The organism is Vreelandella sp. ssv, from assembly GCF_059448525.1.
Genome location: NZ_CM182545.1, coordinates 2506354 through 2528675, shown reverse-complemented (window position 1 = coordinate 2528675; position 22322 = coordinate 2506354). Strand labels below are relative to the sequence as shown.

Genomic DNA, 22322 nt, shown 5'->3' with positions numbered 1-22322 from the left:
TCTTTGTTAGTTTTAAACATAAAAAATAGCTAAAATTTTGTAACATTTGGATACAAAAAAGCACCTTTGTCTCTCGCTTGCCACCTCACAAAGCGCGGTTAAACTCACCAATAGTCCCCACAATTGCCAGCGGTGAACACGTTATGTGGACGCTAACGACTTACGGGGAGTTGTAACAGAATGTTGGTGATGGCCTACAAGTGTACGTCTTAGTGCGCTTGAATATTCTAATTAAAAACGTGGGGTGGACCATGTATTCAATGTCGTTTTTTTCTAGCCAAGCTCAGTCTCTTTTGGGTTCCGTTAGTGAAGGAAGTCGCTGGAGAAAAGATGCGTTTCATGAGAATCACCTTGCTGTAGTTCCAAATCCCTCCCCTTGGGAATCGTCTATCAAAGCCATGCGAATGGCTTGGGAAGATGCCCGTAATGAAATCTCGGTTTTTGAAAGCTTCGAGCGCCCATTCGTCTTCGAAAATCTGCCCACGCCGCCCCTGGGAAGGCTGAAGATGCGTCTGGAAGCCATGGATGAGTTAGGAAAGGTGCTGCCCAACTCAGAGATGAACATTGATCTTGATGTAATCCCAGAAAATGACCTTGCCGAGACATCTTCACCTGAACCCGTGGACGCTGCGATAACGGCGTTGGTGGCTGACGAGCCGATGCTTCTAACGGCTGATGAAAGCGTTATGGCCCAGGCTATAATGGCCGATACCTTCTCGCCTATACGCATTCAGGCCGAGGCTGGCGATGTTGGTGATGGAACGTCAGCGGTTATTTCGGGTACTGGTATCAACGTGGTCGACGACCCCATTAGCCAGCCAAATGCAGTCGATGCCGACGGTCAGGCGTATGTGGACTATGGCGACGGCGTCAATAGCGGTGAGACGCTGACATTCACGTTTAGCGTTGCGGAAGCAGGGGAGTACGAGCTGGCATTAGGCTATGCGCTTAGCCAGAACGATGATGGCACTGATCGAAACCGCCCCCTGCGGCTGGACGTCAACGATGAGTTGGTAGACCGTATATTCGATCTGCCCAGTACCACTCTAACGAGTACTTCAACCGACTTCAGCGACTTTGGTGAACGCACGATTCGCGTGCAACTAGAGGCAGGCGAGAACAAGGTAATCTTTACCTCCAATGGAGCCAGTGGCCCCAACATCGACTACCTGGAGGTACGCGCGCCAGACCCGGATGTGTATGTAATTCAGGCGGAAGATTTCACGCTTTCGCCAGCGGCTGACAACGCAAATAATGCAACCAACCGCGTGGTCACCGTCGACAACATCGCCGATTTTACCAATGGGCTGGAAACCTTCCGCGTGGGCGCCGAGGGCGCAAGCTATCTCGACTGGGCATTCGGCAATGAAGATGCCTACGGCGAGTTCACTCTGGATGTCGTCACAGCGGGCACCTACAGCGTGACCGTGACCTATGCGACCAGTTCTGCGCGTCCGTTGGATCTCTCCTTGATTGACGCGGCTGTGTTGACCCAGGTAGGTACGTTCAATTTCGCCCCGACGGTTGAGCCTAACTACTACCCTGATGACGTCAGCGATGTACCCACGGCCAACCAGGCAGCGGGACCCAGCGCTAACAACCCGACACGACAGACCGAATGGGAAGGCTGGTCCACCGAAACCATTGAAATCTCTCTCGCCGCAGGCAGCAATACCCTACGCCTCGGCGGCGCTGCCAACGGCCCCAATATCGATAAGTTCGAGGTGGCGCTACTGGCGGCAGACCCGATCGACCCTACGACGCCAGTGATTGATGCCATTGTGGTGCAGGCTGAAGACGCCGAGCTTGGGGCTGGTAATGACCCTGGCACCTTGGTGCGTAATGCCGAGAACCCCGAAAGCGGGGCAAGTTTCCAAGGTCTTCGTCCTGATTACTCCGGCACCGGCTATGTCGATTATGGCAGCGCACCGGGTGATAGCCTGACCTTCACGGTCAATGTCTCTGAAGCCGGGAGCTACGATGTTAATTTCCGGTATGCCAGCAATGGCGCTCGCCCCATGGATCTCGCCATCAACGGCGCATCACTGCCACAGCAGGCTTTTTTGTCCACGGATCCCAACGCAACTAACCAAGCGCCAGAAGGCTTCGATGTATGGGCCTATCAAAGCCTGACCACCGAACTCGTTGCTGGTGACAATACCATTGTGGTGAGCATTCCCGCTGGGGCTGGCAGCGGGCCGAATCTCGACCGCCTGGAAGTCACCACCGCGGGGACCGGCCCGGTCGGCGATGTCGAGGCAGACGCCGACGAAACGCCGCTAGTATTCAGCGCTGACAACAGCGTAATCAATGGCGCTACCGCGGGCGAGGCCGGTTTCAGTGTGACCGGGCTTGATGACGACATCGCCTCCGTGGGAATTAGCTTCGATGGCGGTGTCACCGTTGAGGAGGTGACGCCTAATGCGGATGGCAGTTTTACCCTTGACCTGTCAGCCCGCGACGATGGCGATCTCACGGCTACCCTGATCGCGATGGACGCCTTTGGTAACCGCGTCGAGCAGTCGATTGACCTTACCCTGGACACCACGGCCGATGAAGGCGGCGATCTTGCACTTGACGGCCCGGACGACGAAATCGCGCCTGCCGACAGCGCCATCGTCGTATTCGGCGTTGCCGGCATTGATGCCGATTCGACACTTGAAGTTAGCTTTGACGGCGGCGCAACGCGCCAGTCTGCCTCTAGTGATGGTGACAGCCTTACGGTAGATCTCAGCGGGCAGGGCCCAGGCGATGTGACGGTGACGCTGATTGTCACCGACGCCGCCGGTAACGAAGCCACGGTGCAAGATACGGTTACGCTGGCCGCGGCGCCTGGCCCGGTAGCGATCAATGTCAGCTTCGATGATGCGATCATCAGCGCCTATAACGACACTCAGGACAACCCCGCAAGCGGTACCGGCGCTGCGGTAGAAGACGGTGGCGCCACGCTTTCGCTAACCGATAACGTCTGGAAACGGGCAGAGTTGCCGAGTAGTTACACCATTACCAATCAGACGCTGCTGACGCTGGACGTAACGATTTCAGAATCGCCAGTTCCCGAAATCGTCGCGATTGGTTTTGATAACGACGATAACCCCTTCAACGGCGGTAATAGCGTCTATCAGCTCGGTGGTACCCAGACTCAGGGTGGTTTTGTTGATCTGCGCGGCCAGGGGGTCGACAACGGCGACGGTAGCTTCCGCTTCACTATCGATCTGTCGGCGCATTCTGGAATCACTATCGACTCGCTGGTATTCGTCAACGACGATGACGTAGGGGCCAAGGGCAGCACAAGCTTCAGCACCGTGAGCCTTTCCGAAGACGAGGGTGTGGATACTAACAGCGCGCCGCGCGTTGTCGGCGGCGGCATCGCCGATCTCAGCCTCGATGAAGGCGCCAACATTGAGGTCGATCTGCCCTTTGTCGATGATGATGGCGACGCGCTGAGCTACAGCTTCGTGGTCACCGACGGCGACGGCCAAGAAGTAACCGTAGACGGTTTGAGCATAGCTGACCAAGTGTTGAGCGGCAGCCTTGAGGGATTGGAACCCGGCGACTACACCGTCTCGGTGACCGCCGATGACGGTACCGCCAGCACCTCGACCGACTTCACCCTAACGGTCGATAACGTCAACGAGGCGCCGGTGGCCGAACCGATAGCGCTCGAACCTTACTTCGGTGAAGTGGGCGAGAGCTTCATCCAGATCCCCCTTGCGGACTTCGCCGAGCTGTTCTCCGACCCCGACGGCGATAGCCTGACGCTCTCCGCCGAGGACCTGCCCGCCGGGCTTGAGGTGGTGGATGGTATTATCCAGGGAATTCCCAGCCAAGGGGGCTCGTTCGATGTAGTGATTCGCGCCTCCGACCCGTCTGGCCTTTCCGATACCCAAACGCTGAGCTTCGTTATCGAAGGCACGCAGGTAGGGGATGCCATCACCATTGAGGCTGAAAATTTCACCGACCTTGATGCCGCCAATTTGATCGTGACCGGCAGCGCGAGCGCGTCCAACGAACAGCTGATCCGGTTAACCAGTAACGAGCCCGCCACCATCGGCACCGACTTGGCCGCTGGCGGTGTCGAGCCTGGCTGGTACGTGGCGCGGCTGTATGTGTTTGACGAAAACGATGGTGAAGGCTCATTGACGCTCACCATCGGCGATACCGTGCTACAGGCGCGTAATAGCGCAAGCGATAGCCTAAGTTCCGATGTGGTGCTTAATGAAGACTTTGGCACCATCGTGGGCAGCGGGCCGCGGGGTAACGCAGGGCAGAGTGGTAACCGCAAGGAAATCGTTTTCGAAACACCCTTTGAGGTGACCGCCGGTGATTTGGCAAGCCTTGAGCTTCGCGGCGCCGGTGGCGAACAAATGCGCATTGACTCGCTGACCTTCGAGCGAATCGATGAGCCGGTTAACGCGGCGCCGACCCTCGAAGGCTTAGCGGCCGATCTCAGTATCGACGAAAACAGCTCCGCCGTGGCTAACCTAGTAATTGACGATGCCGATGGTGACAGCCTGACCGTCACGTTATCCGGTGCCGATGCCGCGCTCTTCAGCTTCGATCAAGCATCTGACGAACTGGCGTTCATCAACCCGCCAGACGCAGAGTTGGCCGCCGACAGCAATGAGGACGGCGTCTATGAGCTCACCGTGATCGTTTCTGACGGCGAAGACAGCGTTTCCCAGGACACCCTGATCACGGTGGCGGATATCAATGAGAGCATCGTCATTGATCAGACCACGTACGTCATCGATGAGAATCTGACCGAGATTGGTGCGATTCCGGTGGTCGACGAAGATGGCGCCACGACTGGCCTTAACGCGCCGGTATTTGCCATCACCGGCGGCATCGATGCCCCGCTGTTTAGCATCGACGAAACGACCGGCGTGCTGAGCTTTACCAGCCCCCGCGACTTCGAACTGGCGGTGGATGATGACGAGGATGGGGTCTATGAAGTAGAGGTCACCGTCACCGATGGTGAGCTGACCGACGTCCAAACCCTGGAAGTCACCGTCAATGACGTTGACGAAGCCCCCTTCACGCCGCTCAGCCTGCAGATTCAAGATGGCACGGTGACCAGCTTTGATGACGATGACAATGCAACGGATACCACGGTGCGCAATGCGGGCAATCCCGAAGATAACCCGAATTTGGAAAACGGCCTGCGCCCGGACTTTTCCGGTACCGGCTATCTGGACTTCGGTGATACCGCTGGCGATAACGTTACTTGGCAGATCGAGGTGGCCCTGGCGGGCCAGTACGACATCAGCGTTCGCTATGCCTCCAACTCCGATCGTCCGCTTGATTTAGTGATTAATGGCGGTACTCCGGTCGTTCTCGACATGCTGGCAACTGATCCGGATGGCACTGGTCCAGTAGAAGGGTTCGACAACTGGCTGTTCGAGACCGTCACCGTGACCCTCGAAGCAGGCATTAATAGCATCGAGCTGGCGATTCCAGAAGGCGCGACTACCGGCCCTAATATCGACCGCATCGAAATCACCGAGGGGGGCTCAGGCCCGATTCCCATTGATGGCAGCGCTGATGTAGACGGTGATCTGACCCTGACCTCTTCAGCTGACACTCTAGAGCCTAGTCAGCTAGCCACGGCGTTGTTCAATGTTGCCGGTGCCGATGACGATATTGTCACGTACGAAATCAGCCTCGACGGCGGCTCGACGCGCAGCGAAGTAACGCCAGCGGCGAACGGCGATATCTCGGTAGATCTCAGCGACCAAAGCGGCAGTGTCACCGTCACCCTGATCGTCACCGACGCTGTGGGTAACGAAGCCCAGGCTAGCGATAGCGTGACTATCGATGATGGCAGCGTGGTGGTAGAGCCTTTCACGCTGCAAGGCGAGGACGCGAGTGTTACCGATGTTGGCGGTACCGCCCAAGGGGCCGTTACACGGGTAGTGGATGCCGATAACCCCGACGATTTCGGCAACTTCCGTGAAGGTGCAGTGGGCGGCGCCTACCTGGATTTCGGTACCGATGCCGGCGATCAGATCACGTTCAACATCGATGCACCCGCAGCGGGCACCTACACAGCCACCATTCGTTATGCTAACGGCGCCGCCACACCTCGACCGCTCGACCTGACGGTCAATGGCAATGCGCAGTCGCAGGTTCCGTTTGCCAATGAGCCCGATGATGGCGTCAACGACCCCTGGGATGCGTGGTTGGAGCAGGAGGTACAGATCACCCTTGAGGAGGGCGCCAATACCTTCACGTTGACCATCCCTACGGCAGCCAACGGTGGTACGAACAACGGCCCCAACATCGACCAGATCGTATTCAGCTTCGATGATGACGCTACGACACCTGTTCCGTTCAACTTCGAGATCCAAGGCGAAGCGCTTGCCATCAGCGACCCTGATAACGTCGGCGATACCCTCGATACACAGGTTCGCGATGCCAGCAATCCCGAGACCAATACGGCTACCGGTCCCGATGGTTTATGGGACGGTTTCTCCGGCACCGGCTACCTGGATATGGGTAGTGATGTAGGTGATGCCGGGTCTTTTGATGTCGTCGTCGATGAGGCGGGCACCTACACCCTGACGGTTCGCTATGCGAATGCCGGTGGCAACGGTGCAGACCGGCCGATGGATATTCTGGTGGGGGGCGAGTCTCAGGGCAGCTTGGCCTTCGCGTCTACCGGTGCTGATCCCGATGGTTGGGATAACTGGACGGACGTCGAGATCGAGGTTGAACTTGAGGCGGGCAGTAACACAATTAGCCTGGAGAACCTGACGGCAGCCGGTCCCAATATCGATCGCCTGAGTGTTACCCGTGATGGCGTGGAACCGCCCGATGTCGTCGAGCCTGTTGACCGCTTCTCGGTCAAAATCAACTTCCAGCCCGAAGATGTAGCGGTGCCGGAAGGCTATATTGCCGACAATGGCAAAGCCTTCGGCACGCAGTCGGTGACCATCGACGGCCAGACCTATCAGTATGGCTGGGTGACTGAAGAATCGATCTATGACGACGAGCCCGGTACCATTCCATTAGATATTTCGAGCCTTACCAGCGTGGCGGTCAATGACCGTACCGATGATATTGCCGGGCTCGATCCACGTCAGGGTACCTATGCCCACTTCGACCAGCCTGGAAGCGAGTACGTGCGCGCTGGCTGGGAAATAGAGCTGGAAGACGGCTACTACGAGGTCACCATTTCGATTGGCGATACCTCAGGTCCGTACGACAGCCGCAATGTGCTGAATGCGGAAGGCGAGTTGTTCAACGACCCCTTCACCCCGTTCCGCCCTGACGACTTTCCGGCGGACAGCAACCCGGGCGACGACACCGAGGGCGCACGCTCTGATCTTGTTACTCGCATCGTGCAGGTGAGTGACGGTCGTCTGACGCTTGATTCGCTAGGACTCGACAACGAGAACACCGAGATCCAGTACATCGAGATCCAGTCGCTTCCCGACCTGACCCCAGATGACGCTCGTGAAGCGCCAGAGGACTACGCCTTCTTCACCGACGCGCGAGCTATTGCCGGTGTGGGGCAAAACGAGGTTGAGGTGGATCTTGATCCTGAGGACGGAGCTATTCCCTCCGGTGTTGATCCGACCTCGGATATCTTCGTGGGTATTTCGGTAGTCGACGGGCGTGGCGGTGCCTTGCTTGAAAGTCTAAACGATGGCTCGGTGAGGCTGTTTGAAACGGTCACCGGCGAAGAGGTCTCGTTCAACGTCAATACCACTGGCGGCTTTGACTCCCTGACCATCTCGCCCAGCCAGATACTCAAGCCATTTACCAGCTATACCCTAGTGATTGATGGCTTCCAGGATCGCGGCCCCAACGATGATGCTGATGCGCCGACCCGTGAGTTCCAGAAGTACACCAACACCTTCGTGACTGGTGAGGAGCCGGAGGTGGTCGCCCGCGATGTGGCTTTCAACGATGTGGTCGAACTTAATGGCGCGGCGGACAATGCCTTCGGCTTCACGTCGCTGGAAATTACCTCGGATGGCTCGACCATGTACGTGGCCACCATCGGCGGGCAGATCCTGCGATTCGACATCGACCCGAGTGACGGATCGCTGATCAATCGCCAGGAGCTTTCGCTACCCAGCGATTACTTCTTTGAGCCGGGCGCTCAAAGCGGCAATGATCGGCGGGGCATCATTGGCCTAACGGTCGATCCCACTGACCCGAACGTGCTATGGATCACCGACAACTACCCGATCCCGCTCAACGGTCGCGATAACGGCGTGCCGGAATTCAGCGGCCGCATTACCAAGATCACGCTGGACGGTGGTAGTGATTTCTCCGGTACCGCTGAGCCCTACATCACCGGGCTGCCACGCTCCAACGGCGACCATGTGACCAACAGTCTCGAGTTCCGCGCCAACCCCGACTACGACGCGGCCACCAATCCCGACGTGCCGACGCACCTGCTGTATCTGATTCAGGGCTCCAACTCGGCCATGGGTGAGCCGGATAGCGCCTGGGGCAACCGCCCCGAGCGTTTGCTGAATGCCTCGGTAATGGAGATCGATCCAACTCGTGATGCGCCTCCTGGGGGCTTTGATGTCTCCACCGAGCCTGTGCCCGATAACGGCCAGAACACTCGTTTCAATGACCCGGACGGCCATCCCAAGGATGATCCTATCCCCATGGGCAACGGTGAATTTCTGGTGTTCGATGAACGCGGTGTGGCCACGGTGCAGGACGCCGACGGCACCGTGCTCCAGAGCTACTACGACCCCTTCGCCGAGGGCGCAGTACTGACCCTCTTCGCCACCGGAGCGCGCAACGCCTACGATCTGGTATGGCACTCTAACGGCTTCCTGTACGTGCCGACTAACGGTTCGGCGGCGGGCGGTAATGTACCCGACGACCCCTCGACGCCAGAGAACGAGCGTTACACCAACGTCGAAAAGCAGGACGACTATTTGTTCAAGGTCGTCGAAGGTGGCTACTACGGTCACCCGAATCCGCTCCGGGATGAGTACATTATGAACGGTGGCAACCCCACAGGGGGCACCGATCCTAACCAGGTTGATAGCTACCCAACCGGAACGAACCCCGAGGGGAACTACGATATTTCTGGTGTCTACTCGCTGGGCGAGAACCGCTCCCCCAACGGGGCGGTGGAATATACCAGCGGTGTGTTCGGCGGCAACCTACAGGGCAACGTGCTGTTCACGGAGTACTCTGGCGGTGACGACGTGCGCAGCATTACCCTCGATGCCAACGGTAATGTGATCGGTGACGATGTGCTACGCGATCCTGACGGTAACGTCATCAGCTACGTTGATCCGCTGGATATTATCGAGAACCCGGTGACCGGCCAGCTATATCTGTTGACCTTGAATCGGGGGAATGGGCAGAGCCAGATCATCCGCCTTGATCCGGCACCAGGCGGTGTCGTTGATCCGGTTGATCCTGAGCCGGGCGACGAACTGGTCTCGCTGCTGGTCATCCAGGCAGAAGATAATACCCCCAATGACGGCACTTCCGTGACGATTGCAGACGCGGAGATACAAATCCGTGACATTGACAATCCAGAAACCACAGCCGGCTTACCTAACGGCCTGCGCCCCGGCGCCTTTGGTCTGGATGGCAATACGAACGGTGATGACGGTGTACCCGGCGGCTATGCAGATTTCGGTGCCACCAATGCCGATTTCCTCACTTTCAGCTTCAATCTTGATGCCGAACAGGCTGGGGAATCGGTGCTACGGCTGCGCTACGCCAATGGCGGTACCGCTGATCGCCCGCTTGAGGTATTCGTCAATAACGTCAGCGTTGGGGTGTTCGGCTTTAGTCCTCCTCCAGGACTTACTGGCGATGCGGCTTGGGCCGAGTGGTTAACCGAAGATGTGGCGGCGTCGCTGGTGGTGGGAGAAAATACCGTCCGGCTGCAATCTACGGAAAATATCGGCCCTAATATCGACCAGCTTGAAGTACTGCAGTCTCCGCCAGATACCACACCAGGCTTCAACGAGTACGAGGCTGAGAGCGCCTTGCTTGATGGCCCTGTAGTGGTGCTGGAAAGCGTTGATGACCGCAACGCCTCTGGCGAAGGCTACGTTGATTTCAATGGCACAGGCGATCAGACCATCACCTGGACCGTCGATGTCAATGAGACCGGCAACTACGAAATCGGCTTCCGCTACGCCCTGGCGGCGAGCAAAGCCGATCGTCCGATGGAAGTAACCATCAACGGCGTTAACTTAGGGCTGGTCAACTTCGTCGGCCAGAGCAATGAGGCGGAAAACGACTGGTTCTTCCAGGAGCTATTGGTCAACCTGCAAGCGGGCAGCAACACCATTAGTGTGACGGCTCCTGAGGCCAACGGTCCCAATGTGGATCTGCTTCGGGTTCCAGACGCACCTACCGACACCTTTATGCCGGTGTACGCAGATGTCTCCGACGGTGCGCGCATTGAGCTGGAGAGTGGCGACAATGCGCGCACGATCAACGACCTGACGGCCGATTTCTACTTTACGGTGGATGCCGATGGCCTTTATCGCCTATACCTAGCGGCCAACGCTGGTGCCAGCGATGGCCAGGGGCTGACCCTAACGCTCAACGGTCAGCCAGTGGATGTGCTGGCCTATCCGGGCCAAGGGGATGCCGGGGAAGAAGGTACCTATGTCGAGCTTGAGGCGGGCGTGGAGTACAACCTGCGAGTGGTTTCCACTGCCGATGGTGCCGATGAGCTGGACTATCTCGACGTGACGCCGGTTGTTGGCGACGCCAATGCCGACATTGCCATACAAAGTGGTGATGCCGCCTACTACTCGGATCGGTTGCACTTTAGCTACTTGGAGAACAACAGCGCTTCGGCGGACGATCGTGATTTCAAGGAGAGTGCTAGCGTCACGATCTCCAATACGGGGACCAGCGAGCTTGCGATTTTCGATGCCGATATTGATGGCCCCTTCGTGCTGCAGGATCCGAGCGCCTTTGAGGGCCTAACGCTCGCCGCCGGTGAGTCGATTGAAGTCACGGTACTGTTCGACCGTGACAGCTATACGGCGCCCACCTCCGACGCCGGGGATGGGGTTTTCGAGGGGCGTATTCGCCTGGTGACCAACGATGCCGATTCGCCGATTGCCGAAATCCATATGGCCGGCTTCTGGCAGGCGCGTGATGAAGGCGGCTGGGAACCCAACGTCAATGAAGTGTGGGAGGTGTTCGGCTTTGGAAACCGTATCGACGGCCTGACCACCGTGGGAGGCGGCGAGAATTCAGTATTAAATGATTTTGACCTCTATCGTCCCGTTAACGATGACGAAGTGCTGTCGCGCTACTGGACGCTGGCTGATGGTGTCGGAGAGGCGAAGATCACCCAACTGGCGGCTTATCATGGCCCCAGCGGAGCAACGCTGGGCATCCATAACCCTGGTAACAAAGGCCAGGACATTATCTTCAGCAACCATGCTGGCGATAACAACCAAAGCCTGCTGCCAGTGAAGAGCGATGGGCAGTTTGCCACCGCGAGCTTCTCGTTAGCGGATATTCCCGGCGGTTGGACCGGCCAAGGGATATTTGGTATTGAAGTGGCCGATCTATCCACCGATCCCTCACTGAACCCGGAGGGAGGTGGCACGCCGCCGGCGGATGCCGAAGGTATAGAGCGTGGTTATACAGTGCGGATGTTCCGGGCGCTGGACGCCGAGGGCAACGTGATTCCCAATACCTATCTGGGTGTCATGGATTACACCGGCATCAACTACGACTATAACGACAACATGTTCCTCATCGAGGGCGTTACGCCGGTAGCCGGGGGTGAGCTGACGGTGATCAATAATGACGGCGTACCGTCCAATGATCGCCTGGTAATGTCACGCATCGAGAATCCGGCCAACGCAGCGCAGGAAGTTCACGATGAAGCCACCATCACGATCAGAAACGATGGCTTCGAAACCCTAGATATCAACAGCATCGAGGTCAGTGATACGACCCTGTTCGAGCTGACGGAGGCTTTTGCTGCAGTGAGCCTGGAACCGGGCGAGTCCATCGACGTCACAGTGCGCTTCATCGCCAATGATCCTAACGACGCCAGCCTGTACGAAGCAAGTCTGGTCATTAACTCAAGCGATGCCGACGAGGGTGAGAAGGTCATCCAGCTCGCCGGCTTGGCCCAGAACCAGTCGGAGAGCGGTCAGGAGCCCCTCGTGCAGGAAATCATCAACGCCTTTGGTTATACCACCAATGTGGCTGAAGGACAGATGAACCAGGGCGGGCTGGTGGAAGCTAACGGCGACGAGATCTTGTCACCGTACTTCCAGCGGGCTGACGGTAGCTCGCCGATCAAGATCACCCAACTGGCGGCGTATCACACCCAGGGCGACGTGGCCCGCCTGTTCGTCCACGATGTGGATAGCCGTAATCTCGATGAGATTCTTGCCCACGATGAGGCCGATGGTCAGACGCTGTTGCCACGCACGCTCAACGACGGGGATCTGTTGACTACAACGACGCTGGATCGCGATGCGCCGTTTGGTTTCTTTGCCGAGATATCGGGCCGTCAGGGCTACATTTCCTGGTCAGATCCGGATGCCAACCTGTATGAGGACACCATTGATGCCATCGGCAACCCAGGCACCAATCTCAACTGGGACCAGAACGATGGCCATCTGATCCGCGTCTATATCGCCAAGGACGCCGCGGGTAACGTGATCCCGGACACCTACATCGTCATCCAGGATTACGCGGGGGTTAACTACGACTACAACGACAATATCTTCCTGGTCGAGAACGTCCAGACCTATGACCCCAGCGGGGCGGAAGATGCTGATGGCAACGGTCGCGTGGACCTTTACGACGACGATGACAACGATGGCGTGCCGAACTTCATCGACGACCCGGACCCGGTCAGTCAGACCGCCTTTAATGCCAATGAGACCGCCTGGGCGGTGGGTAGTGATGGATTGACGCTGGAAGCTAAGCTTTATGATAACGGCGGCCAGGGGATTGCGTATAACGACACCACTGCCGCCCACCAGGGGGCAGCATTCCGCTCCAACGAGGCGGTAGATATTTCGAATGGCACCGAAGCGCTGGGCTACATTGCGGATAGTGAGTGGGTCGAATATACCCTCAATGTGGAAACGGCGGGTACCTATACCCTTAACTTCTCTACGTCAGCGGTCACCGATGGCAAAACCATCACCGCGGCCTTTGAGCAGGGGGGCGGCTTCTATACCCCAGCTCAGGTGCAGAACCTGCCCAATACCGGCAGCTTCACCAGCTTCCAGACCGTTGGTCCGCTGACCTTTGAACTGGAAGAGGGCGAGCAGGTGCTAAGGCTGACCTTTAACGGTGGCCAGCTGGATCTGGCGTCGTTCACCTTGGACTTTGAAGCACCTGTGGATGATGGTCAGAGTGCCTTCAATGACACCGAAACCGCTTGGGAGGTAGGAGCCGAAGGTCTGAACCTGGAAGCGCGCTTCTATGACAACGGCGGTCAGGGCGTAGCCTACAACGACTCGGATGATACCCATCAGGGTGACGCCTTCCGGTCAGACGAGGCAGTGGATATCTCCACCCCATCGCAGTCGATCGGGTTCGTCGAGGATGGCGAGTGGGTGGAATACACCATCAATGTGGCGGAAGACGGCGTTTACGACCTCGGCTTTCTGACCTCACAGAATTCATCCTTCCCGGGGCCTCGTTCGATTACCGCCAGCTTCGCCAAGGGCGACACGCCCTACGTGACGGCTTCACCGGTCGGCGTATCACCGACGGGCAGTTGGACCAACTTCACCGAGACCGATACCACTCAGGTATCGCTTGAGGCGGGCGAGCAGGTGTTGCGGCTGACTTTCAACGGCGGCCAACTGGATCTGCTGTCTTTCAACCTGGCCCCCGTTGACTCGACCCCGCCCAACCAGGCGCCAGTGGTGGAGGCCGGTATCGATGATTTCACGCTGACTGAAGGTGAACCAATTAACTTTAGCCTGCCTGATGACGCTTTTGTCGACAACGATGGCGATAGTTTGACCTTTACCGCTAGCGGTCTGCCGACCGGCATCTCAATGTCACCGGAAGGGGTATTCTCCGGCACAGCGACCAGCGTGGGGAGCTTCGACATTATTGTGACCGCTTCGGATGGTCAGGAGAGCGTTCAGACGGAGTTCACCTTAGCGGTAGAAGAGGTCCCGGTAGTGGACGGCCAGCAGGCTTTCACGGATGACGGAGATCCCTGGCAAGTTGGCAGTGACTTCACGTTGGAAGCAGTCAACTACGATGAAGGCGGCCAGGGAGTTGCTTACAATGATGCTGATGCCGACCAGATAGGCACGGCGGTACGTCCTGGTGACGGGGTGGATATCGTCGGCGACGGTGATGCTATTGGCTGGGTCGATGACGGCGAGTGGGTGGAATACACGCTGAATATTGCTCAGGATGGCACTTACGACCTGTCGTTCCTGTCAGCTCTGGGCGATGGTAGCGGTCCTCAACGCAGCATCACGGCGACCTTTACCAAAGGCGACGGCTCGCCCTACGCGTCGGTAGACCCGGTGGTGATATCGCCGACCGGTGGCTGGGGGAATTTCCAGCCCACTGATGCTATCCAGGTGGCGTTAGAGGCCGGCGAGCAGGTACTGCGGTTGACCTTCAATGGCGGGTCACAGGATCTGGCCTCATTCAGTCTAGCGCGCGATGGTCAGCAGGCCTTTAACGCGGGGGGCACTCCCTGGTTGGTGGATGCCGATGAAGGCCTTGCGCTTGATGCAGCTCAGTACGATGAGGGTGGTCAAGACATTGCCTATAACGATGCTGATGCTGATCAGATTGGTTCAGACTTCCGCCCGGATGAAGGGGTGGACATCGTCGGGCAGGGCGAGGCGATAGGCTGGGTAGATGAAGGTGAATGGGTGGAATACACCATTAACGTCGAACAGGCTGGAAGTCACACACTGTCGTTCGTGACCTCGTCACCCAACAATGGTCGTACTATCTCTGCTTCAGTTGAGCAGGATGGGGTCTTCTACGATCAGTCCGGCCCGGCTTCGGTTCCTAACTCTGGCGCTTGGGGAACCTATGTGGACGGGCCCACGGTGACGTTGGATCTTGAGGCAGGCGTTCAGGTGTTACGTCTTACCTTTAACGGTGGTTCGCAGGACCTGGCCTCGTTCCAGCTAAGTCGAGATACTGACGTCAGCACGGCGAGCATGTCGAACATGGAGATGATGACCATGGCAGGAACGAACGACGATGCCGCCAGTCTGGATGAGCTCGTCGCGATGAGCGACGATGTCAGCCTCAGCGGGGTACAGGAAACTGATCAGGGGGCCTTGCTGTAAGAAGTACCATTGGCTTGTTCATCAGCCAGCCTAGCTAAGCTGATTCACTAGCAAGTGCCGATAAAGCCTGCGAGCAATCGCAGGCTTTTTTATGCCTAAACCTATCCTCGTGGGAGTAATTGTCGGTTAATGGCTGCTTCATACCTCACTTAAAATAAAATAATTCAATGGCTTATTTTGAGGGTTTTAAACCGGGTCTAGACGGAATATTTAAGCGCGAGCTACGTTGTTGCCTTTGAGAAAGCAAGGCATTGTGGTTTGCGTTGGGCAAGGGAAGTGCCACACTTAACCAGTAAAAAATTATCTAAAGAGCCTATATGCCCAGTAAGACCTCTATCAATGTCTTTTACGATGCCCAGTGCCCATTGTGCCGTAAAGAGCGGCGTCGGTATGAACGCTGGTCGGGGCAACACGCCGTTGATATTGCTTGGCTAGATGTGAGCGAACATCAACAGGCGTTGCGGGAAAAAGGGGTCGATCCTGCTATGGCGTTGCGTTCTCTGCATGTAGAAACCGCGCAAGGGCATCTGATAGAAGGTATTGATGCCTACCGTTTGTTAATGTCGCGTATTCCCTTATTGAAACCAGTCGCTTGGATCATTGGCCTTCCGGGCATTAAAACAGCATTGCGTACGCTGTATGATATTTGGGTTAAACGCCGTCTGCAAAAACAGGGGCGGTGGCCCTCTTGAGGTCTAGCATAGGAAGCCTGACGATGCAGCGAAGTGTGGTAAATCAATGGGCGGTATGTATAGCAGTAAGTGGCAGCATGTTATTAACGGGCTGTGCGGGCGGTCAGCGACCGGCACCCTCACAGAATCAAACGGCACCTGAAACGCCGCAAACAGTCACGCAACCCATGACGAGTACAGCTACGGGTGTATCGGCCATGCCAGCTATCAACATGGCAAGTGACTGGCTACCGCCGCTGTTTGTCAGTCCAGAAGAAGAAGCGTCTTACTACGTAAGCCGTTTGGCTGATCGTCGCTTTGTCACCAGTTATGGCGATCGTGATAACCGTCGGCCTTGGTACATTGCGGCTGAAAAATTGGGCGAGATAGGGCTTCCTGCTGTTCCCTTGCTGTTTGCTCGGTTGAACACCACCGATGAGTATGAACAAATGTTGGTGCTTTACGCACTGCAGCTAGCCACTCTAGATCCTCAGCTAATGGTCAGAACAGGTGGCGAATATGTGCAGTTGGACGTTGTGCTTGATCCGGCATATAACGCTGAGAATGCTGCTACGGCCCAGCAGTGGTGGCAACAGCATGCATCGCAGCTCGATTTTTAAAGCTTATTCAGTCCTCTCGATTACTTAGGAGAAAAGTATGGCATTTGCACTTTCATCAATGCAGGTCACCAGCGCTGCGTTTGCGAATCATCAAGCAATTCCTTCCAAGCATACCGGCGAGGGCGATGATGTTTCACCAGCGCTAGCTTGGCATGGTGCTCCTGAAGGAACACAGGGCTTTGCAGTGATCTGTCACGACCCTGACGCTCCCTTGGTTAAAGAAGGTAGCTACGGCTTTGTGCATTGGGTACTTTACAATTTGCCTGGCGACGTTGATGAATTAGCTGAAAAGTCCGTCGTCGGCACCGCTGGCGCCAATGATAAAGGGGATATTGGTTACTGCGGTCCTATGCCCCCTGAAGGGCACGGTAAGCATCTTTACTATTTCTGGGTACTGGCGTTGGATCATCAAACGTCGTTGCCTGAAGGGCTGACGCTTGCTGAGCTTCTCAAAGAAGTAGAGCCTCATCTGCTCGGAATGAATCGCTTGGTAGGTACTTACCAGCGCGGTTAATGCGCCGCTGCTGGACATTTTACGTAACCCGTGTAGGCTCCATCGCTTTCTAAACCCCTGTATTAGACCTTGTACTTGATCTTTGTACTGGGTCTTTTTATCAGCCAAGTGATGGAGCCGTCTGATGAGTGATCTTCCTAACTGTCCTGCCTGTGCCTCTGAGTTTAGCTACGATGATGGGCTTCAGTATGTGTGCCCAGAGTGCGGCCACGAGTGGTCAAAGGTAGCAGAGGAGAGCACTGATGACGCATCAGGCGTGCGTGATGCCAACGGTAATATGCTGGCCGACGGCGATAGCGTTACAGTAATTAAAGATTTGAAGGTTAAAGGCAGTTCACTGGTGGTTAAAGTAGGTACCAAAGTGAAAAGCATCCGGCTGGTGGACGGCGATCACGATATCGACTGTAAAATTGACGGCATCGGTCCCATGAAGCTTAAGTCCCAATTTGTTAAGAAAGCCTAGCGCTAAAATAGCTAGTCAAAAAATAGCCCCCTGCATGCAGGGGGCTATTGGTTTATCAGCCGTCAATTTTTTATGCAGTGGTATTAATTTGCGTACCGACGCTTCCGCTCGTGGCCAGTTGTGGCGCCTGTGCAACACTATCCATTAGCGCAGTAATATGCGCGGCTTGCCCGTCTAACGCCTCTTTAAAAACGCTGAACTGGGCCTGCTGGACGACTTGCACCTGCTGCATCGCCATTGATGCGCTGACCATGTTATTTACCGCTGAATCCATTTGTAGCCCTCGAGTAGCTCATCGCCATCCGTAGTGATGGCATCCAATACTCAATCGAAATTATCAAACACTGTTGATTCATGCAAAGCAGTAGCCAGCCTGAGTGTCGGCGTCATAGTTTTTTAAATGATAATGATTGTTGTTTTTGATGCCATCAGCGTCGAACGTGCGGTTATTTCGCGTAAATTGCTATCCATTTTGCTCAAGGGCTTCACATCAAATTTATACAGGACTAAAATGGTACTCAATTGACGTGGCGACCATTTGATTCGCTGCGTACTGATGACATAAAGGGAGTCGACATGCTTAAGCTTTCTCGGCTGACAGACTATGCCGCGGTAGTAATGGCGCAAATTGCTCGTCATTCCCAGGCGTCGCATGCAGCGACAGAGTTAGCAGAGGCCGTGCAGTTGCCCCATCCGACGGTAAGTAAAACGCTCAAAATGCTGGTGCGGGCAGGGCTGTTGGTCTCCCAGCGTGGGGCCCAAGGCGGTTACCGCCTGGCCCGGCCCGCATCGCAGATTACTGCCGCCGATATTATTGCGGCGATTGAAGGCCCCGTCGCCATGACCGAGTGTAGCCAAGCAGAAGGCGATTGTGAGCTTGCGGCTACCTGCGGCGTGGCAGACAACTGGCAACGGGTCTCATTAGCCATGCGTACGTTGCTTGAAAGCGTGACGCTGGCGCATTTAGCCGATACAGCGCCGATCAAGCTGCCGGTGCAACTACCAATTCAAACGATCAGCCTGTCGGCAGCGTCTGCTTAACAGCGGCGTAAGTACAGCAGGCATAACTTATTATTAAAGGCGATGACCTCGCCACCCAACTGCCCGGAGGGTATCACCATGGCAAGCGAAGAAATGGAACAGTTGGTTCGTCGCGAATACAAAGATGGCTTTGTAACCGATATTGAGAGCGACACCCTGCCACCTGGCCTGGATGAAAACACCATTGCCTTTATCTCTAATAAAAAAGGCGAGCCCGAGTGGATGCTTGAGTGGCGTCTGGATGCTTATCGTCAATGGCTAAAAATGGAAGCTCCTTCCTGGGCGCATCTTGATTATCCGCCGATTGATTACCAATCGATCTCCTATTTTAGTGCACCGAAACGCCCGGAAGACCGCCCGCAGAGCTTGGATGAAGTGGATCCCAAACTGCTGGAAACCTATGAAAAATTGGGTATTCCGTTGCATGAGCGTGCCGCGCTGGCAGGCGTTGCGGTAGATGCGGTGTTTGACTCCGTTTCTGTCGCCACTACGTTTAAGAAGCAACTGGGCGAAGCGGGCGTTATCTTCTGCTCTATCTCTGAAGCTATCCGCGACTATCCAGAACTGATCAAACAGTATTTGGGTACAGTCGTCCCAGTGGCAGATAACTACTTTGCCGCGCTGAACTCCGCGGTATTTACTGATGGCTCCTTTGTGTTCGTGCCAGAAGGCGTGACTTGCCCGATGGAGCTGTCTACTTACTTCCGTATTAACGCGGCCAACACTGGCCAGTTTGAACGTACGCTGATTATTTGCGAAAGCCGTGCCCAGGTCTCTTATCTGGAAGGCTGTACTGCCCCCATGCGTGACGAAAACCAACTTCACGCAGCTGTGGTTGAGCTTGTTGCGCTAGATGATGCCTATATCAAATACTCCACTGTTCAAAACTGGTACCCCGGTGATGAAAATGGCGTTGGTGGCATCTATAACTTCGTGACAAAACGCGGTGATTGCCGTGGCGACCGTTCACGGATTAGCTGGACCCAGGTTGAAACTGGCTCTGCGATTACCTGGAAATATCCTTCCTGCGTACTGCGCGGCAAAGATAGTATTGGCGAGTTCTACTCTGTCGCCGTGACTAACGGACGCCAGCAGGCCGATACCGGCACCAAAATGATTCACATTGGTGAAGGCACGCGCTCTTATATTGTTGCCAAAGGTATTTCCGCGGGCAGAAGTGATCAGTCCTATCGTGGCCTAGTGAAAATCGGCCCGCGTGCCAAAGGTGCGCGTAACTTTACCCAGTGTGACTCCCTGCTGATTGGTGATAAGTGCGGTGCCCATACCTTCCCGTATCAGGAAATTGGCAACAGCACGGCGACCATTGAGCACGAAGCGACCACCTCTAAAATCGGTGAAGACCAGCTGTTCTACTGCCAGAGCCGCGGCATCTCGGAAGAGGACGCTGTCAGCATGATCGTTAACGGTTTCTGTAAAGACGTCTTCCAAGAGTTGCCCATGGAATTCGCTGTCGAAGCGGAAGCGTTGCTCAACGTGACCCTGGAAGGCGCGGTAGGTTAATCGTTAGCCGTTTAGACTACTTAATTATATCAGTGTCGCCGTAGCGACTCGTCAGAATTAGAAGGTAATCAATATGTTGCAAGTGAATGATTTACACGTCTCCGTCGAAGGTAATGAAATCCTCAAAGGCCTGACCCTGACTATCAAGGCCGGTGAAGTGCACGCCATTATGGGGCCGAACGGCGCGGGTAAATCGACACTATCGGCGGTTATCGCCGGTAAGGATGGCTACGAAGTCACTCAGGGCACGATTACCTTTGAAGGTAAAGATGTGCTTGAGATGGAAATTGAAGAGCGTGCTCAGGCCGGTCTGCTGTTGGGCTTCCAGTACCCTGTCGAGATTCCTGGGGTTAAAAACATCTATCTGTTGAAGTCTGCGCTAAATGCCCAGCGCGTGGCACGTGGTGAAGGCGAAATGCCTGCGCCCGAGTTTATGAAGCTGGTGAAAGAGAAGCTGGGCTACATGAAAATGGATGCCAGCTTTCTCCAGCGCGCGGTAAACGAAGGTTTCTCTGGTGGTGAGAAAAAGCGTAACGAAATTCTGCAAATGCTGGTATTGCAGCCGAAGCTCGCCATGCTAGATGAGATCGATTCGGGCTTGGATATCGACGCCATGAAAATCGTCGCCGATGGTGTCAACAGCCTACGCGCTGAAGATCGCGCCATTCTTCTGGTGACTCACTACCAGCGTCTGCTCGACTACATTATTCCGGACAAGGTTCACGTCTTGGTTGATGGTCGCATTGTGAAAACTGGCGACGCTGAGCTTGCCAAGCAACTGGAAGCCAACGGGTACGAAGGTATCGAGGAGTCTGTGGCATGAGCGATACGCAAACCTTTTTAGACACATTGAAGGCGCGTAGCCCGCACTATAAGGCGGAGCCAACGTGGATCGCTGCTCGTCGCCAGGCAGGTGCCGCGCGTTTTGAGGCGCTGGGTTTTCCCACTCGTCGCGATGAAGAGTGGAAGTACACAGACGTGCGCTCGATTGCCCAGGGCAACTTTGCGCTAGCCGACAACGCCGAATTCTCCCAGGCCAGTGCCGCGGCGCTAACGCTGCCCATTGATGCCTATCGACTAACGTTCGTGGATGGCGTTTTCTCGTCAGCGCTCTCAGACCTAGATTCGCTACCTTCAAGCGTTCAGGTGTTACCGCTTTCCAAGGCGCTAGCAGAGAACCACGAAGCCGTGGGTGGTCCGCTTGGCCGTTTGACCGGTGTGGATTTCTCGCCCTTCGCTGCGCTTAACACGGCGTTTATGGAAGAAGGCGCAGTGGTTCGCATCGCACCGGGAACAGTGGTTGATAAACCCATCCTGCTGCAGTTTTTGTCCCGTGCTGGTCAGCCGGTAATGTGTCATCCGCGGGTGCTAGTGGAAGCGGGAGGCCGCAGTGAGGCCACGCTGATCGAGCACTACACCGGCGAAAGCGAAGCGGCTAACTTCACCAACGTGGTTGGCGAGCTGATGCTCGACCGTGGGGCGATCCTGGCTCACTACAAGCTTCAAGAAGCACCGTTGGGCGATATGCATGTGGCGAGCATTCATGTCGAGCAGGGCCGCGATACACGCTATACCTCTTACAACCTGAGCCTGGGCGGCGCACTGGTGCGCAACGACTTGATCAGCGATTTGAACGGTCAAGGCGCTGAAACCAATTTCCTGGGTCTGTTCTTTGGTCAAGGTCGGCAGCATGTCGATAACCACACCAAGGTCAACCACAATGCACCGCTGACATTCTCCAATGAGAACTACAAGGGCATTTTGGATGACCGCGCTCACGGTGTGTTTAATGGCAAGGTGTACGTCAAACGCGATAGTCAGAAGATTGAAGGTTTTCAGAGCAATCAAAACCTGCTGCTGTCGGATCGTGCTCACATCGATGCCAAGCCTGAACTTGAGATCTACGCTGATGACGTCAAGTGTTCACACGGCACCACCACGGGCCAGTTGGATGAAGAGGCGATTTACGCTCTGCGCACGCGCGGTATCGATGAAGCCACCGCACGAGGCCTGCTAACGCTCGCCTTTGCCGGAGAGGTATTGGATAAAGTTAGCCTGGATGCGATTGCCGAGCGTGTTGAACTCGCGGTGGCGGGTAAGTTGCCAGAGCGCTTTAATCTTGCTGGGCTGGTTGAAGCGGCAGCTGCACTCAACGACTAGCTCTTTAAGGCCAGCTTTTAAAGGCTGGCTTTTAAAGACTAGCTTCAAGGGCTC

At 55.9% G+C, this 22322-nt stretch carries 10 protein-coding genes; 9 read left to right on the top strand and 1 reads right to left on the bottom strand.

The features are described from left to right. The first annotated feature begins 404 nt into the window (after positions 1 to 404). From AC5TBW_RS11565 to AC5TBW_RS11545, 5 genes are all read left to right on the top strand, one after another. A complete protein-coding gene (locus AC5TBW_RS11565) occupies positions 405 to 15278 on the top strand; it encodes a carbohydrate-binding protein (protein ID WP_495508715.1) in 14874 nt (4957 codons plus the stop codon). A 317-nt stretch (positions 15279 to 15595) separates the two neighbouring features. After that, complete coding sequence (locus AC5TBW_RS11560) at positions 15596 to 15970, top strand: thiol-disulfide oxidoreductase DCC family protein (RefSeq protein ID WP_495508714.1); 375 nt, start codon at positions 15596 to 15598, stop codon at positions 15968 to 15970. A gap of 197 nt (positions 15971 to 16167) precedes the next feature. Beyond that, a complete protein-coding gene (locus AC5TBW_RS11555; RefSeq protein ID WP_495508713.1) occupies positions 16168 to 16569 on the top strand; it encodes a hypothetical protein in 402 nt (133 codons plus the stop codon). 37 nt (positions 16570 to 16606) lie between these two features. Continuing rightward, positions 16607 to 17083: a YbhB/YbcL family Raf kinase inhibitor-like protein gene (locus AC5TBW_RS11550; protein WP_495508712.1), complete on the top strand. Its 477-nt coding sequence runs from the start codon at positions 16607 to 16609 to the stop codon at positions 17081 to 17083. Between the two features lie 124 nt (positions 17084 to 17207). Next, positions 17208 to 17546: a zinc ribbon domain-containing protein YjdM gene (locus tag AC5TBW_RS11545; protein ID WP_495508711.1), complete on the top strand. Its 339-nt coding sequence runs from the start codon at positions 17208 to 17210 to the stop codon at positions 17544 to 17546. Between the two features lie 70 nt (positions 17547 to 17616). Here AC5TBW_RS11545 and AC5TBW_RS11540 read toward each other — a convergent pair whose 3' ends face one another. After that, complete coding sequence (locus AC5TBW_RS11540) at positions 17617 to 17820, bottom strand: putative motility protein (protein WP_495508710.1); 204 nt, start codon at positions 17818 to 17820, stop codon at positions 17617 to 17619. Between the two features lie 302 nt (positions 17821 to 18122). On the opposite strand from AC5TBW_RS11540, the gene AC5TBW_RS11535 reads away from it, so the two are divergent. The 4 genes from AC5TBW_RS11535 to sufD all read left to right on the top strand — a co-directional run bounded on the left by AC5TBW_RS11535 (position 18123) and on the right by sufD (position 22268). Continuing rightward, positions 18123 to 18587, top strand: a complete 465-nt coding sequence (locus AC5TBW_RS11535; protein WP_495508709.1) for an SUF system Fe-S cluster assembly regulator — start codon at positions 18123 to 18125, stop codon at positions 18585 to 18587. Positions 18588 to 18665: 78 nt separating this feature from the next. Then, on the top strand, positions 18666 to 20108 hold the full coding sequence (sufB, locus tag AC5TBW_RS11530) for a Fe-S cluster assembly protein SufB (protein ID WP_071695926.1): 1443 nt from the start codon (positions 18666 to 18668) through the stop codon (positions 20106 to 20108). 73 nt (positions 20109 to 20181) lie between these two features. Next, positions 20182 to 20931 (top strand): Fe-S cluster assembly ATPase SufC, encoded by a 750-nt coding sequence (gene sufC, locus AC5TBW_RS11525; RefSeq protein WP_495508708.1) that lies wholly within the window; start codon positions 20182 to 20184, stop codon positions 20929 to 20931. Beyond that, positions 20928 to 22268: a Fe-S cluster assembly protein SufD gene (gene sufD, locus AC5TBW_RS11520; protein WP_495508707.1), complete on the top strand. Its 1341-nt coding sequence runs from the start codon at positions 20928 to 20930 to the stop codon at positions 22266 to 22268. The genes sufC and sufD overlap by 4 nt, the downstream gene beginning before the upstream one ends. Positions 22269 to 22322: the final 54 nt, after the last annotated feature.